We start from the raw sequence: 14,826 nt of genomic DNA on the forward strand, positions 1-14,826 counted from the left end.
CGCAAGGACTTGCGGGTGTCTCGGATGCTGCCTTGCGCGGCATTCTGATCCTGTTTTCAGCAGGACAGAGAGGCCCCCAATGTCCTTTATCGACGGCTTGCATCCGCGCATCCCATTCAATCAGGCAAAGTGGTCGGGCGGGGCTATTACTCCCCGCATCGTCGTGTTGCACGACACCGCCGGGCCGTTGGACGCGGGCTCTTCCCGCGATTACCTGCGCGACAATGATCAAAAGGTTTCGGTGCATTTTGTCTTGGAACGGGACGGGGGCATCGAACAACAGGTCCGGGTGGGGCACCGGGCCAATCACGCCGGGCGGTCCAACTATCATGGGCGGTCCGGCGTGAACGATTTTTCGGTGGGCATCGAGATCGTGAACCCCGGGCGCATGACGCGGTTCTCGGCCACCGAGGCGCAGGCGTGGTACGGTCGGCGTTTCGACATTGGGGAGCACGGCATTCAGGAGATCGAGACGCCGCAGCACGGGCGCGGCCTCTGGATGCCCTACACCGAGGTGCAGCTGACGTCTTTGAGGCATCTCTTGCGCAACCTCTTTGAGGGCATCCCGACGCTCACTGACATCACGACGCATTGGTATATCTCGCCGGGCCGCAAGGTGGACACCAACCCGCTTTTCCCGCTGGAGCATATGCGCTCTTTGATCTTTGGTCGGGAGGACCCGCTCGACGCGGCCGAGGACGAAGTCGCCGTCGACGTCCCCGGCGAAGAGTTTGTCCAGATCGAGGTACCCGACGACGCGCTCAACATGCGCCGGTGGCCGAGCTTCAATCCAAACGTCCTCGCGCGCATTCCCGACGGGGCCGTGGTGCCGGTTATCCGGTGCGGCGAATTCGGCGGGCGCGCTTGGCTCAAAGTTATCTACGGCGGCCATGAAGGCTGGATCGTGGGGCGCTACGCCGCGCCGATTGTTCACTCGAAGGGGAGGGCCGCATCATGAAGCGCCAACTCAAGGAAATCATCGGCGCGGTCGCGCCAACCATCGCCACAGCTTTGGGCGGGCCGCTGGCGGGTGTTGCGACCCGCGCCATTGCGGGCAAACTGCTCGGCAATGAGGCGGCCGACCCGCTTGCGGTCGAGCGGGCCATCGCGGAGGCGACCGGCACGGACCTTGCCAAGCTCAAGGAACTGGAATTCGAGTTTCGCGCCCAGATGGAGGAGGCCGGGATCGAGTTGGAGCGCGTGGCCGCAGGCGACCGCGACAGCGCCCGCAACCGTCAAGCCGCAATGAAGGACTGGACGCCCTCCGCCTTGGGCCTTGTCGTGATCGTCGGGTTCTTCGGGGTGTTGGCCTACATCTTTGCCTACGGCCTGCCCGCGCAGGGGGGCGAAGTGCTACTGATCATGGTTGGCTCGCTCGGGGCGATGACGACGCAGGTCGGCAACTACTTCTTCGGGTCTTCGGTTGGCTCGAAAACCAAGGAAGGCATCATCGCCGACCTCAAGAGAGGCGGTGCGGTATGATCCGGATCACGCTCTTGGGTGTTCTGGCAGCGATCCTGTTGGCCGTACAACCGGCGCAGGCGCAGACCTGCATGGCGCGCGCTGAACTTCTGCGCGCCTTGTCTGAGCGGTATGGCGAGGTTCTGGCGATGCAGGGCGTGATTTCGACCGGCCCGCTCCTTGAAATATTCATCGCCCCTTCGGGCAGCTGGACGATTGTCTTGACCCGTCCCGAGGGCGTGTCCTGCGCGCTGATGGCCGGGGAGGGCGCGGCGATCCTCACGCCGCCAGCAGGCGACCCGGCATGATGGTTGACTGGGACCTGTTCTGGAAGGGCCTCAGCGTCGTGTTCTCGATGCTGGTGGCCTTCTACACCTTCGTGGCTACCCGCCGCAAAGATTTGGACGCGAAGCTCGAGGCGGGCCACGAGCGCATGGACCGGCACGAGGCGCGTATCTCGCGACTTGAGCAGGCAGTGCAGATCATGCCGGGAAAGGATGACATGCACGCGCTCCAGCTCGAACTGGTCAAACAGACCGGCGCGATGGAGAAGATGGCCGCCGTCATGGAGGGCAATGCCAAGATCACCGCGCGCCTCGAGGTCATCGTGTCCCGTCACGAACAACACCTGCTCGACGGAGGCAAGAAGTGAGCGATTATCAGACAACCCTGCGCAAGCACCGCCGCCTCGCAATCCTGCGGCATCTCGAACAGGTCTCTGGCTACACCGCCAACGCCTCGATCCTGCGTGACGTGCTCAATGGCGTGGGCGTCGGCTCCACCTTTGACCAGGTGACCACCGAATTGGCATGGCTGCAGGAGGTGGGCATGGTGACGGTGGCCGACCATGGCGACTTTGTCATTGCCGAGGCCACCCGGCGCGGCATCGAGGTCGCGCGCGGCGAGGCCGTTCATCCGGATATCCAGCGTCCAAGCGCACGGAGGCTCTGACATGCCCCCGCCCCGCAAGGTCGAGCTATTGCCGCCCGAGCTGCGCCAGTGGCTGCATGACTGGTGGAAAGCCAAGGGTTTTCACGGCTACGAGGAACTGGCCGAAGAACTGAATTTCCGCCTTGCAGAAGACGGGCTCGAGCTGCGCATCGGCAAGAGCGCACTGCATGCCTACGGTCAGGAATACGAGCAGTTCGTCAAGCTGCAGGACGAGGCCGGGGCATGGGCCAGCCAATGGCTGGCCGACAATGACCTCTCGGAGGAGGCCGACCGGCACCGCGTCCTGTTCCAGATGATGACAAGCGTGGCCTTCAAGGTTCTGAAATCGCAGATGACCAAGGAGGGCGAGGATATCGACCCGCGCGAGCTGCATTTCTTGGGCAAGATGATGAAGGACATCATGTCGAGCGCAGGCATTCGCGAGCAGCTGATGGTCAAGGAACGCGCCCGCATAGCCGCCGAAGAACGCGCCAATGCGGTCGAGGCGCTCGAGGCGCAGAGCGAAGAGCTGGGCCTGAGCAGCGCGGTCATTGGCAAGCTCAAGCGCGAGTTTCTGGGGGTGCGCGGTGGATGAATTGATACCGACAGCAATGGATGACCTCGCGGGAATACCGTCCAAGGACCTCTCGACCGGAGGGAAAGTGATGGTTGGTGACCACAACTGGCGTCGCGCGCCCTTGTCCCGCCGCGTGCGGATATTCCTGTTCGGACGCAGGGAGCGCATCACGCATCTGGGCATGCGCTGCACGGTCGCGTGGTGGCGGGAGCAGCCCTATCTGATCTGGATTGCCGAGGCGCGCCCATGATCCGCGCCATCGAATTCCCCAACCCGGCCGAGTTCCGGCGGCAAAAGCTGCCCGGGAGTTTCCACATCGACCTGACCCAAGGTGGCCCCGACTGTGCGGCCTTCTGGTTTTACTGCCCCTGCGGCTGCGAAGGTCCAAACCGGATCATCATCGGCTTGCGCGTCAAGCCCGCGTCTACCCCAAGCTGGGAGTGGAACGGGTCCCTGTCCGAGCCGACGCTCACGCCGTCGGTCAATCAACTGCGTTGCGGCTGGCACGGCTGGCTGCGCGATGGCTACTGGGAGGCAGTGTGATGGCTACGCCTGCCCAAATCGCAAACGACATGGCCGCGCATGCCCAATACTGGGCGAAGCGCGACAAGAACATCGAGCGCGCCTGCCGGGACGCCGCGCGGGTAATCCGGGCCCTTCTCGCGGGCGAAGAGGTTGACGGGCGCACCTATTACGGCGTGCAAAAACGTCTGATGGACCGGGCCAGAGGGCAGGGGGACTACGCCGTGGCCATTGGCGGCTATCCCGACTTTGACCGCGCCCGGATCTGCATGGAGCGGCTTCGCGCGGAGGCTGCGCAGTCATGACCGCCCCCGTCCTCACCCGCGACCCCGACGCGCTCCCCGAGGAACTGCCGCGCGGCTCGGAGATCCCCGAGAGCCTCGATCCGCTCGCCGACGGCATTCTGATGGCGCATCAACGCTCCTGGCTGGCTGACGAGAGCGACCTCAAGGTTTGCGAAAAGGGCCGCCGCACCGGCATCACCTTTGCCGAAATGCTGGGCTGCGCGCTCATTGCCGCCGCCGCGCGCGGCGCGGGCGGGCAAAACTGCTTTTACATCGGCGACACCAAGGACAAGGGCCGCGAGGCCATTGGCTATGTCGCGCATTTCGCGCGGGTGATTGCGGGGGCAGCCCATCCCATCGAGGAGTTTCTCTTCGAGGATCAGCAGCCCGACGGCACTACCAAGTTCATCTCAGCCTACCGGGTGCGCTTTGCCTCCGGGTTCCGGGTCGAGGCGCTGAGTTCCAACCCTGCCAATATCCGGGGCCTTCAGGGCACCGTGGTGATCGACGAGGCCGCATTCCACAAGGACGTGCGCGAGGTGATCGACGCCGTGAACGCGATGCTGATCTGGGGCGGCAAGGTCCGGATCATCTCGACCCATAACGGCTATCTCAATGCCTTCAACGAGCTGATCCGAGAGGCGCGCGCGGGCAAGAACGGCTTTGCGGTGCATCGCTACACCTTCGGCGACGCGGTCGCCAACGGGCTTTTTAAGCGCGTCTGCATGATGCAGGGCAAGACCTGGACGCCAGAGGCCGAGGCTGCGTGGGAGGCCACCGTGCGCCGGGCCTATGGCTCGCGCGAAGCCGCGATGCGCCAAGAGCTTGATGCCGAACCCGCCGAGATGGAAGGCGCGGCCCTCACCCGCGTGCAGATCGAGGCCTGCATGGCCAAGGGCATCCCGTTCCATCGCTGGACGCAGCCCGACAGCTTCAAGAATGCCGACGAACCCGTCCGCAAGGCCGCCGCTGAAGCCTGGTGTAAAACCCACCTTGAACCGGTGCTTAAAACCCTCGACCGAACGCGCCCGCATTTCATGGGCGAGGACTTTGCGCGCTCGGGTGACGCGACCGACATCATTATTCTCGAACAGGGCGTCGACCTCACCCGGCGCACCAAGCTCATTGTCGAGCTGCGCAACATCCCCTTTGACCAGCAGCGCGACGTGCTCTTCTGGCTGCTCGACCGGCTGCCCAACTTCTACAAGGGCGCGATGGACCGCACCGGCAACGGGGCCTATCTCGCCGAAGTCGCGGCCCAACGCTACGGCGAGCGGATCGTCGAAGTCTCCTTCACGCGCCAATGGTACGAGCTCGAGATGCCCCCCTATATCGAGGCCTTCTCGGACCGCACCATCGTTCTGCCCGCCCATGAGGACGTGCTGCGCGACCACCAGGCGCTGCAATACACAAACGGCATCATCCGCGTGCCGGAGAATTTCCGCTTCAAAGGATCGGACGGGCTCGACCGGCACGGCGACAGCGCCATAGCGGGTGCACTTGCCTGGTATGCGAGCAATCAGGAGGTCGAGGCCTACGGATATCGTGGCGTGCGCCGGGATCAGCCTGCGGAGGCCACAGGGCGCATGCAGCGCCGCCCCGATCACAGCGACGATGACCGGCCGCGACGCGGTTGGTGGCAGCCCCCGGCAGGGGCACGGATCAGAGGAGGCTTGTGATGCCAGAAGAGAACACCAACGCGTGCGCAACGTTTCCCAGTTCAAGCGACACACGCGCGGCGAACAACAGCACGCGGCAGACTTGGCGTGTCCTTTCGGAAGCCGAGAAGGCCCGGGTCGACGCGGTAAAGGAACTGGGTGCCACGTTTATCGGCCTCTGCCATGAAATCGGCGGCACCGATCCCGACGGCGAGCGCTTGGCCTCCCGCCACCTGAGCCTCGCGGTCACCCATGTCGAGGACGCCGTCATGCGCGCGGTCCGGCATATCACAAAATAGGAGCGACCATGGCCAAACTGCCCCAGATCCTCGACCAGTTCGGGCGGCCCGTCCAGCGGGCCGAGCTGAAGCGCGAGATCTCTGCGCCCACCTTCGGCGGGGTGCGCTCGCCTCTGGGCGGATACCCCAGTCAGGGTCTCGATCCGGTGCGCCTTGCAAACATCCTGCGTGCGGCCGACATCGGCGACCCGGTGCGCTATCTGGAGCTTGCCGAGGAGATTGAGGAAAAGGACCTGCATTATCTGGGCGTGTTGGGCACACGCAAACGCTCGATCAGCCAGATCGAGATCACGGTGGAACCGGGCGGCGACACCCAGTTCGATCTCGACGCCGCCAAGGCGGTCGAGGACTGGCTCAAGCGCGACGAGCTGCGCGACGAGGTGTTCGATATTCTCGACGCCGTCGGCAAGGGCTACAGCCACACCGAGATCATTTGGGACACGTCGATGGGCGATTGGGTGCCCGAGCGTCTGGAGTGGCGCGATCCGCGTTGGTTCCGGTTTGACCGGGTCGATCATCGCACGCCGGTGCGGCTCAACGATCAAGGGCAGGAGGAGCCCTATCCGGGCTTCAAGTACATCTTTGCCAACATGAAGGCCAAAAGCGGCTTGCCGATCCGGTCGGGTCTGGCGCGCGCCGCCGTCTGGGCCTTCATGTTCAAGAAATTCACCGAGCGCGACTGGGCTATCTTCACCCAGACTTACGGACAGCCTCTGCGCGTCGGCAAATACGGCAGCGGGGCCAGTGAGCGCGACCGCGATACGCTCTTTGCGGCCGTCGCCAATATCGCGGGCGACTGCGCGGCGATCATCCCGCGCGAAATGGAAATCGAATTCGTCGAGAGCGCCAATGTCGGGTCGAGCACCGACCATTACGAGCGCCGTGCCGATTGGTACGACAAGCAGATTTCCAAGGCGGTCCTTGGCCAGACCTCAACCACCGACGCTCAGGTGGGCGGGCTTGGGTCCGGCAAGGAACACCGCGAGGTACAGGAGGACATCGAGAAAGCCGACTGCAGCCAGCTGCAGGCGATCCTCAACCGGTGGCTCATCCGGCCTTGGCATGCGTTGCAATACGGCGAGAACGCACCGCCCGCGCCGCGTCTCAAAATCGGCAGACCCGAAGAGGAGGACCTCAAGGCGTTCACGGAAGCCGTGGGACCTCTGATCGACCGGGGGCTTGAGGTTGACGCCGCCCAGGTCTACTCGCGTTTCGGGCTGAGCAAACCGGCGGCGGGGGCGCAAGTTCTGCGTCCGATGGGCGGTTCTGCCCCTCCGGCGGGTGTTGTGATCGACCCCACAATGCAGGCTTCGCTGACTAAACGGTTTTTAGCCTCGATTAAACGGCCTCTGGGGTCCACGGCGGGCACAGTGGCCCTCAACGCGGAGGAGCACTCAGCGGCCCTCTCAGGGCCTCTGGGCGATGCAGCGGATCGGCTGGCGAATGAGGCCTCCGGGCCGACGCTGGCCATGCTCGAACAGATCGAGGCGATGCTGGAGACGTCAACCAGCCTCGCCGAATTCCGCGAGCGGCTGCTGGCCGGGTTTCCGGACCTCGACGATGCCGCACTGCGCGACGTGATCGCAGCGGCGCTCACCGCCGCCCATGCCGGAGGCCGGGCCGCGCTGGAGGAAGACAGTGGCTGACCTCAGCACCACGTTCCGGCGTCCGTTCCGCGAGCAGATCGCTGCCTTTCGCCTGCGCCTGGGCGACCTTGTGCCGACGGCGCGGTGGGATGACATCACCCGCGCCCAGCACGACCGCGCCTTCATGGTGGCCGGGGCGCAAAAGGCGGACCTGCTGGCCGATCTGGCGGCTGCCGTCGACAAGGCCATCTCGCAAGGCACCTCACTCGAGGAATTCCGGCGCGACTTTCGCGCCACCGTCACCCGGCGCGGCTGGCACGGTTGGACCGGCGAAGGCACCAAGCGCGGCGAGGCATGGCGCACCCGGGTGATCTACCGCACCAACATCGCCACCAGCTACGCGGCCGGGCGCATGGCGCAGCTCATCGAGGGCAATTTTGCGTTCTGGGTCTATCGGCACGGAGGATCGAGCGAACCGCGCGTGATCCATCTGGGCTGGGACGGGCTGGTCTTGCCGCCCGATCACCCGTTCTGGATCACGCATGGCCCGCCCAACGGCTGGGGCTGCAGTTGCTACGTGATCGGCGCGCGAACCGAGGCGGGCGCACGCCGTCGCGGCGGCGACCCGGACAAGCGCCTGCCCGACGATTGGCAGTCGCGAGATCCGCGCACCGGTGCGCCGAAAGGGATCGACAAGGGCTGGGATTACACGCCCGGGGCCAGCACTGTGGACGAAATTCGAACGATGGCGGCCAAGGTCGTCGACTGGCGGTATAATCTCGCAGTGGCCTACATGACCAGCCTGCCGGACCGGACCCGCGATCTTCTGGTGGAAGGATACCGAGGCCTGCCGTCCCTGGCTGACAGCCTCGCCCGATATGCAACCCGCGTCAGCGCGGCCAAGACTGACGCCGCCCGCAAGGCCCTCTCAGAGCGCGAACCAATCCAGTCTCTTGGCTTGGTGACCTCCGTGCAGGCCCGTGCCTATCGAGAGGGCGCGGGGCGCGACCTCGATCTCTACGACATAGCCGTCGACGCCGATGCCATCCGCCATGTGTTCGTCCGGCATGGAGACCCGGCGCGGGAGGCCGCGCGGGGGCAGATTGCCGTCCGCCCGGAAGATTTTGGACTGTTGCCAGAGATTTTCCAATTTCCGGACAGCTTCGAATGGTCTGACGCGCGTAGCCTGCAGTCACGCGTGTTAAGGCTGACCAAGGTGGTTGGCGCACGCCGTTACGTTGCGCACTTCGTTCTAAGGCCGCGCCGTCGCCGCCTCGTGCTCTTGACCTATTGGGTGGAAAATATCGGCTGACCCCTCCCGTACGCCCTTACGCGTTCCCGCAACCTGAATGCGGTGGGTGGATGCACAGCCGACAAAAGGAACATAGCCATGATCACCGTCAAAATCAATGAAGAGGAAATCACCCAAGCGCTCGCCCGGGTGTCTGCTGCCCTGACCGACATGACCCCTTTGATGCAGGACATCGGCGAACTGATGGTCAACAGCACGCGGGAAAACTTCACGGACGGCACCGATCCGGATGGCAATCCTTGGGCACCCAAGAGCCCGGCCACGCTCGAAGCCTACCGGCGGCGCGGTGACGGCCAACCCACCCGCCCCCTGATCGGCCCCTCGCGGACCCTCTCTACCACGATCAATGCGGAGCCTTCGGCGGACCGGGTCGCGTGGGGCTCGAACGTCATTCAGGCGGCCGTGATGCAGTTCGGGGCCGAGGCCGGGGAGTTCGGCGCGCGCATCGGCCGGGACAAGAACGGGCGCGATTTCGTGATGTCGATCCCGTGGGGGGCCATTCCCGCACGTCCCTATCTCGGGGTCGGCGACGAGGACACCGACGCCATCGTCGCCACCATCGAGGAGTATCTGGACAGTGCCTTCGGACAGTAGTTGACTGACAGCGCGGCGTCGGGCAACCTGAGGCCCGGCAGCATAGCGCCACCGCCCCGCAAACAGTTGCGGGTGTTTCGGGGCCCCTGCGTTGGCGATGATCGCCAACATGAAACAGTCCCTCGCCTCCCTTTTGAACGCGCGCATCAGCGCCCTTGCCCCTTCCTCTGAGGAAGAGGCGGCGCTCGTTGCCAAAATGGCCGCCGCAGCCGGTATCGAGACCGGCACGGTGCGGCAAATCCTGCGCGGCGATATCGAAACCCCGCCTGAAGAGCGGCTGCGCGGTTTCGCGCAAGCCTTGGACGTCTCCTTTGAGAGCCTGCGCGACGCGGTTGCCGCGTCTGCCCCAGAGGTGCAATCCGACCGTGTCATGATGGCGGCGCGAGAGATGGTGGCGGCAGACGGCACCGAAGCCCCCGAGTGGGTGCATTTGCTGCCCGTTGGGAGCGCTGAGACCTTCGACGGGCGCGGTCCCTACGAGATTGCCGACATGCAGGCCGTCATCGAGCAAAGCATGTCACAGCGCGGCGATCTGGAGATCGACGTCAACCACGCCTCTTTCCTTGCAGCCCCCAAAGGCGGCGATGCCCGCGCCGTGGGCTGGATCACGGAAATGCAGGCGCGCGCGGACGGTATCTGGGGCCGGGTCAAATGGACTGAAGAGGGCCGCCAGCTTGTGGGCGGGCGCGCCTATCGCCGGATTTCGCCGGTGCTCAATTACATCGAGCGCGGCGGCAAGAAAATCGTGGCCAGCATTTTGAATGCCAGCCTCGTCAATCGCCAGAACCTGCGCGGCCTGGTCGCGCTCAACAACGAGGAGACTGACATGTCGTTCATCCAACGACTGGCAAAAGCGCTTGGGCTTCCCGAGGACGCGGACGAAGAGGCGGTTCTCGCCAAGATCACGTCAATGTCCACAGCGGCCGCGCAGAGCGCAACCATCGGCAAGATCGGCGTGGCGCTTGGCCTGCCCGAGGGGGCCGACGCCAATGCGGTGCTCAATGCCGCGCGCGAGCGTGCCACCACCGGTCAGGACGGCGATCTGATCACCGCCTTGCAGGCTGATTTGACCAAGGTCACGAGCGAACTCACGACGCTCAAGACTGACCGGCAGCGCGAGCGCGCGCAGGGTGTGGTCGATGCGGCCATGGCCGAGCGCCGCGCGGGCATCAATGCGACGTCGCGCGAGCGGATCGTGTCGATGCACATGAGCGATCCCGAGGGCACCGAGGCGTTTATCGCCGGGCTGCCCAAGCTGGAGGCCTCCGGCATGCATGTCGTGCCGCCTGCCTCAAAGGACGGCTCCGTGGCCCTCAACGCCGAACAGGCGCAGGTCGCGGCGCAGCTGGGCATTGCGCCCGAGGAATTCGCCAAGGCGCTTGCCGCTGAGCAGAAGGAGCTGACCCAATGACCGCACTGACCGCAGACCGCAACACCCCCCAGTCGATGGGTCCCCGCCGCGTGGGGCTGGTCGCCGCCGCGACCACGATCTTTGCCGGGGCGATGCTGATGCGCAACGCCACAGGCTTCCTCGTGGAAGGCCAGACCGCGACCGGCCTGATCGGCGTGGGCCGCGCGCAGGAATATGTCGACAACGCGGCCGGGGCGAATGGCGACATCCGGGTCGAGTTCGAGCCGGGCATCTTCCGGTACGAGAATTCGGCCGCCGCAGATGAAATCACCGAGGCCGACCTGGGCAAGGTGTGTTTCGCGGTCGATGACCAGACCGTCGCCAAGACGAGCGCCACAAACACCCGCTCCCCCGCCGGGGTGGTGGATCACGTCGATGAGCTCGGCGTCTGGGTTCGTTTCGACGAAGCCCTCACCCGCGCCGCTGCAGCCTGACAGGAGACTCTGACATGATTATCAACACCGCCACGCTGAATGCGCTGCGCACCGGGTTCCGGCGCGAGTTCATGGGCGCTCTCGAGCAGGCCCCGACCCAACGGGAGCGCATCGCCACCACCGTGCCCTCGACCACACGCTCCAACACCTACGGCTGGCTGGGCAAGCTTCCCAACATGCGCGAATGGATGGGCGACCGCGTCGTGCATGGTCTCGCCGAGCACAACTACACCATCGTCAACAAGGATTACGAACTGACGGTCGGGGTCGACCGCAACGACATTCTTGACGACAATCTCGGCGTCTACGCGCCCATCATGCAGGAATTTGGCGACAGCGTTGCCGCCAAGCCGGACATGCTGGTCTTCGAGGCACTCAAGGCTGGCTTCGTCAACACTTGCTACGACGGCCAGAACTTTTTCGATACCGACCACCCGGTCCTCGACGAGGATGGCAAGGAAGTTTCGGTCGCCAATACCGACGGCGGCTCTGGCACGCCGTGGTTCCTGATCGCGTCGGGCCGCCGCATCCGCCCGATCATCTTCCAGGAGCGCCAGCGCCCTGAGTTCGTCGCCATGGACAACGCCACCGACCCGGCAGTGTTCTCCAAGAAGGAATTCCAGTACGGCACCGACGCGCGCTGGAATGTGGGGTACGGCCTCTGGCAGATGGCGTGGGGCTCCAAGCAGACCCTCGACAAGGCCCACTACAAGACCGCCCGCGAGGCGCTGATGGGCATGAAGGGCGATTACGGCCGCCCGCTGGGCCTCACGCCCAACCTCCTTGTCGTGCCGCCCACGCTGGAGGGGCAGGCGCTCGAGCTGCTCAACGCAGAGCGGGACGCGGCCGGGGCCACCAACGTCTACCGCAACACGGCCGAACTGCTGGTCGTGCCGTGGCTGGCATAAGGGGTTTCTGAGATGACCGGCACCCCGCAGACCCGCGAAGAGATGGAGACCCGGGCGCAGGCGCTCGGGCTCCAATACCCGGCAAATATCAAGGACGCGACCTTGGCGAAGAAGATCGCCGAGGCCGAGGCTAAAAAGCCGGGCACCGGGGAGAGTGTCGAAGGCGTCGTCACTCCGCCTCCGGCGGAGGGCGCTCCGGCCCCGGAAATCCAAAGCGAGAGCGGCCCGCTCGTGCTCGAGGTGACCGGTCCCGCGCAGGGCCGCCGCCGGATCGGGCGGCGCTTCACCCGCGAGCCGCAGGTCATACTCGCCGACGATCTGAGCGAGGCCGAGGCGGCCGCGCTGACCGGCGACGAGACGCTGACCATCCGCGCGTACCATTTGGCGCAGGACGAGGGCTGACCCGCGCACGCTCTGCCTGCCAGAGCCACCCCGGCGGCGGCCTTCCGCCGTCGGGACCCGCAAGGACAGGAGAGCTGAGACGTGCCCTACACCACCCTTGAAGAGCTTACGGATCGCTTTGGCACGCCGATGCTGGTGTCGTTGACCGACCGCGCCGAGGCCGCCACAGGCCTGATCGACGCGGACGTGGTGGCCTCTGCGCTGGCCGATACCGACGCGCTGATCGACGGCTATCTCAAGGCCCGCTACGTTCTGCCGCTGTCCGACGCGCAGCCCCTTGTCGCCGCAATTGCCCGCGATATCGCGATCTACAAGCTGCACACCTATGAGCCCGACGCCAAGATCACGGCCGACTACAAGCAGGCCCTCGCCAGTCTGAAGGATATTGCGGCAGGCACGGTGCAACTCAGCGCCGCAGGTGTTGTGCCGGCATCATCCGGCGGGGGTGAGGCCCGGGTAACGGACCGGCCGCGCCCGATGACCGGTGAAAATCTGAAAGGCTTCATCTGATGATCGACGATGTGATCACCCGGATCGAGGCTGAGGTGCCCGAGTTGGCAGGCCGGGTCGACGGCGGGCGCGCCTTTGTCGATCTGATCCGCTCGAAAAAGCTGCCCGCGCACTCGGTCGCGGCCTACGTCTTTCCCTCCGGCATTCAGGGCGGGCGCGCCGATGCCGCCTCGGGCGTCTACAGCCAGATGCTGACCTATCGCACAAGCGTGGTGATCTTCGTCCAGTCCTTTGATCGCACCGGGGCCACAGCCCTCGACAAGATCGACCAGTTCCTGATGCGTGTGGTGCGCGCCTTGGCGGGCTGGGCACCGGGCGACGAGGTCGGCGTGCACCGGTTCGAGCGCGGCCAGCTTATTGAGAGCGGGGCCGGTCGCCTCGCCTATCAGCTCGATTTCTCCATCGATGACCAACTGAGGATCCTCTCATGACCAATCTCCCCACCTCCGGCGGGTCTTACACCCGCGACGACAAGGGCGCGCTGAAGCCTGCCGGGTCTACCCCCAAGCCCGCGCCGAAACCCGAGAAGAAGGACGCTGAAAAATGAGCCGCCTCTGGAGACGCAAAGTACTGCTCGCCAAGCTCGAGACCACCTATGGCACCGACGCCGCCCCCACGGGTGGCGACGCAATCCTCGCCACCGATGTGCGCCTGTCGCCGATGCAGGGTCAGGACCTCGACCGCAATCTCGACACGCCGCATGGCGGCCCCACGGGCACGATCCCGGTCGATCTGCACCGCACGATCTCGTTCAAGGTCGAGCTGGCAGGCTCCGGCACCGCCGGAACAGCCCCCCGCTGGGGCCGCCTCCTGCGCGCCTGTGGCTGCGCCGAGACCGTGACGGTGGCCACCTCCGTGGTCTACAACCGGGTCTATTCGAACCTCGAGAGCGTCACGCTGCACCTCAATATCGACGGCACGCTCTATGCCATGGTGGGCGTGCGCGGCACCGCCGCCTTTGACATCTCGGCCTCGGGCATTCCCTATATCGAGTTCGAGTTCACCGCGCTCTATGTGGCCCCGGCAGACGTGGCGGTGCCCACGGCGGATTTCACCGGCATTCCCGATCCGCTCGCAGCCTCGGATGCCAACACGCCCGTCTTCACGATTGATGCGACCCCGCTCGTGATGCGCAATTTCAAGCTCACCCTCGCCAACCGCATCGAGGCGCAGTTCCTGATCGGCGAGGAGGAGGTGCTGCTCGACGGGCATGAAAACACCATCGAGGCGCGGGTGCGCGCGGTGGCGCTCTCCACCTTCAACCCGTTCACCATGGCCGCCGCCCAGGAGAAGGTCGCGGTTGAGATCGAGCACGGCAAGACGGCCGGAAACATCGTCAATATCGCGGCCCCGCGCGCCCAGATGCAGCGCCCCGAGGGGCTTGAGGACGGGCAAGGCCGCAAGGAATGGCCGCTGCGCCTTGTGCCGCTGCCCTCCACCGCCACCGCCGCCGACCAGTGGGTGATGACCCTCACCTGAGCCGGTTCAACGCCCCCTTCAACGCCCCTTTGAAAGAGAGTTCACCCCCATGTTCAAGATCGACCAGACTCCGACCTTCACCCACCGCGTCGAGATCAAGGTGCCCGCCAACGGCGGCCACGAGCTGCAGGATATGCAGGTCACGTTCCGCGTGCTGCCCGACGACGAAATTGAGGCTTTCGACATGCGCACCTCGCGCGGCGAGCGGGAGTTTCTGGCGGCGGCCGTGGTGGGCTTTGACGACGTCGAGGACGAGAAAGGTGCAAAGCTGCCCTATAGCGACGCCCTGCGCGACCGGCTGGTGGGCCTCGCCTATGTCCGCGTGGCGATGATCAACGCCTATTACGCGGCGCTGATGGGGAAACGGGTAAAAAACTGAAATGGGCCGGGCGGGCATGGGCGCGCGGCGACCTGATCGAGGATGCGACAGGCAACGACCATGACGACGAGGCGGCGTTC

The 14,826-nt window shown here is 65.2% G+C and carries 22 protein-coding genes; all 22 read left to right on the top strand.

What is annotated here, in order from left to right:
* Positions 1-79: 79 nt before the first annotated feature.
* The 22 genes from ACLGGT_RS07580 to ACLGGT_RS07685 all read left to right on the top strand — a co-directional run bounded on the left by ACLGGT_RS07580 (position 80) and on the right by ACLGGT_RS07685 (position 14,746).
* The gene (locus tag ACLGGT_RS07580) at positions 80-958 is read left to right on the top strand and encodes an N-acetylmuramoyl-L-alanine amidase (RefSeq protein WP_437195523.1); all 879 of its coding nucleotides are present in this window, start codon (positions 80-82) and stop codon (positions 956-958) included.
* Positions 955-1,482, top strand: coding sequence for a hypothetical protein (locus ACLGGT_RS07585; protein ID WP_437195525.1), 528 nt, complete (start codon positions 955-957; stop codon positions 1,480-1,482). Before ACLGGT_RS07580 ends, ACLGGT_RS07585 begins: the two co-directional genes overlap by 4 nt.
* On the top strand, positions 1,479-1,769 hold the full coding sequence (locus ACLGGT_RS07590; RefSeq protein WP_437195526.1) for a hypothetical protein: 291 nt from the start codon (positions 1,479-1,481) through the stop codon (positions 1,767-1,769). Before ACLGGT_RS07585 ends, ACLGGT_RS07590 begins: the two co-directional genes overlap by 4 nt.
* A complete protein-coding gene (locus ACLGGT_RS07595) occupies positions 1,766-2,113 on the top strand; it encodes a DUF2730 family protein (RefSeq protein WP_437195527.1) in 348 nt (115 codons plus the stop codon). The genes ACLGGT_RS07590 and ACLGGT_RS07595 overlap by 4 nt, the downstream gene beginning before the upstream one ends.
* Positions 2,110-2,412: a VpaChn25_0724 family phage protein gene (locus ACLGGT_RS07600; RefSeq protein WP_437195529.1), complete on the top strand. Its 303-nt coding sequence runs from the start codon at positions 2,110-2,112 to the stop codon at positions 2,410-2,412. Before ACLGGT_RS07595 ends, ACLGGT_RS07600 begins: the two co-directional genes overlap by 4 nt.
* A gap of 1 nt (position 2,413) precedes the next feature.
* Positions 2,414-2,986, top strand: a complete 573-nt coding sequence (locus ACLGGT_RS07605; protein ID WP_437195531.1) for a phage protein Gp27 family protein — start codon at positions 2,414-2,416, stop codon at positions 2,984-2,986.
* The gene (locus ACLGGT_RS07610) at positions 2,979-3,218 is read left to right on the top strand and encodes a hypothetical protein (protein ID WP_437195533.1); all 240 of its coding nucleotides are present in this window, start codon (positions 2,979-2,981) and stop codon (positions 3,216-3,218) included. The genes ACLGGT_RS07605 and ACLGGT_RS07610 overlap by 8 nt, the downstream gene beginning before the upstream one ends.
* Positions 3,215-3,511, top strand: coding sequence for a DUF6527 family protein (locus ACLGGT_RS07615; protein WP_437195534.1), 297 nt, complete (start codon positions 3,215-3,217; stop codon positions 3,509-3,511). Before ACLGGT_RS07610 ends, ACLGGT_RS07615 begins: the two co-directional genes overlap by 4 nt.
* Positions 3,511-3,795 (top strand): hypothetical protein, encoded by a 285-nt coding sequence (locus tag ACLGGT_RS07620; protein ID WP_437195535.1) that lies wholly within the window; start codon positions 3,511-3,513, stop codon positions 3,793-3,795. The genes ACLGGT_RS07615 and ACLGGT_RS07620 overlap by 1 nt, the downstream gene beginning before the upstream one ends.
* Complete coding sequence (locus ACLGGT_RS07625) at positions 3,792-5,453, top strand: hypothetical protein (protein ID WP_437195537.1); 1,662 nt, start codon at positions 3,792-3,794, stop codon at positions 5,451-5,453. The genes ACLGGT_RS07620 and ACLGGT_RS07625 overlap by 4 nt, the downstream gene beginning before the upstream one ends.
* Complete coding sequence (locus ACLGGT_RS07630; RefSeq protein WP_437195539.1) at positions 5,453-5,731, top strand: Acb2/Tad1 domain-containing protein; 279 nt, start codon at positions 5,453-5,455, stop codon at positions 5,729-5,731. Before ACLGGT_RS07625 ends, ACLGGT_RS07630 begins: the two co-directional genes overlap by 1 nt.
* An 8-nt stretch (positions 5,732-5,739) precedes the next feature.
* Positions 5,740-7,377 (top strand): DUF935 domain-containing protein, encoded by a 1,638-nt coding sequence (locus tag ACLGGT_RS07635; RefSeq protein WP_437195541.1) that lies wholly within the window; start codon positions 5,740-5,742, stop codon positions 7,375-7,377.
* Complete coding sequence (locus ACLGGT_RS07640) at positions 7,370-8,629, top strand: phage minor head protein (RefSeq protein WP_437195543.1); 1,260 nt, start codon at positions 7,370-7,372, stop codon at positions 8,627-8,629. Before ACLGGT_RS07635 ends, ACLGGT_RS07640 begins: the two co-directional genes overlap by 8 nt.
* Positions 8,630-8,707: 78 nt before the next feature.
* Positions 8,708-9,223: a phage virion morphogenesis protein gene (locus ACLGGT_RS07645; RefSeq protein ID WP_437195544.1), complete on the top strand. Its 516-nt coding sequence runs from the start codon at positions 8,708-8,710 to the stop codon at positions 9,221-9,223.
* A gap of 109 nt (positions 9,224-9,332) precedes the next feature.
* Positions 9,333-10,634, top strand: a complete 1,302-nt coding sequence (locus ACLGGT_RS07650; RefSeq protein ID WP_437195545.1) for a phage protease — start codon at positions 9,333-9,335, stop codon at positions 10,632-10,634.
* The gene (locus tag ACLGGT_RS07655) at positions 10,631-11,068 is read left to right on the top strand and encodes a hypothetical protein (protein ID WP_437195546.1); all 438 of its coding nucleotides are present in this window, start codon (positions 10,631-10,633) and stop codon (positions 11,066-11,068) included. The genes ACLGGT_RS07650 and ACLGGT_RS07655 overlap by 4 nt, the downstream gene beginning before the upstream one ends.
* Before the next feature lie 14 nt (positions 11,069-11,082).
* Positions 11,083-11,976 (top strand): Mu-like prophage major head subunit gpT family protein, encoded by an 894-nt coding sequence (locus tag ACLGGT_RS07660; protein WP_437195547.1) that lies wholly within the window; start codon positions 11,083-11,085, stop codon positions 11,974-11,976.
* Between the two features lie 12 nt (positions 11,977-11,988).
* Complete coding sequence (locus tag ACLGGT_RS07665) at positions 11,989-12,378, top strand: hypothetical protein (protein WP_437195549.1); 390 nt, start codon at positions 11,989-11,991, stop codon at positions 12,376-12,378.
* An 81-nt stretch (positions 12,379-12,459) separates the two neighbouring features.
* Positions 12,460-12,888: a gp436 family protein gene (locus ACLGGT_RS07670; RefSeq protein ID WP_437195551.1), complete on the top strand. Its 429-nt coding sequence runs from the start codon at positions 12,460-12,462 to the stop codon at positions 12,886-12,888.
* Positions 12,888-13,319: a phage tail terminator protein gene (locus ACLGGT_RS07675; protein WP_437195552.1), complete on the top strand. Its 432-nt coding sequence runs from the start codon at positions 12,888-12,890 to the stop codon at positions 13,317-13,319. Before ACLGGT_RS07670 ends, ACLGGT_RS07675 begins: the two co-directional genes overlap by 1 nt.
* Before the next feature lie 112 nt (positions 13,320-13,431).
* Positions 13,432-14,367 (top strand): phage tail tube protein, encoded by a 936-nt coding sequence (locus ACLGGT_RS07680; protein WP_437195553.1) that lies wholly within the window; start codon positions 13,432-13,434, stop codon positions 14,365-14,367.
* Positions 14,368-14,416: 49 nt separating this feature from the next.
* Positions 14,417-14,746, top strand: a complete 330-nt coding sequence (locus tag ACLGGT_RS07685) for a hypothetical protein (RefSeq protein WP_437195555.1) — start codon at positions 14,417-14,419, stop codon at positions 14,744-14,746.
* Positions 14,747-14,826 lie beyond the last annotated feature (80 nt).

Origin of the sequence: Roseovarius sp. MS2 (assembly GCF_051447875.1) — a bacterium.
GTDB classification, from domain to species: Bacteria; Pseudomonadota; Alphaproteobacteria; order Rhodobacterales; family Rhodobacteraceae; genus Roseovarius; species Roseovarius mucosus_A.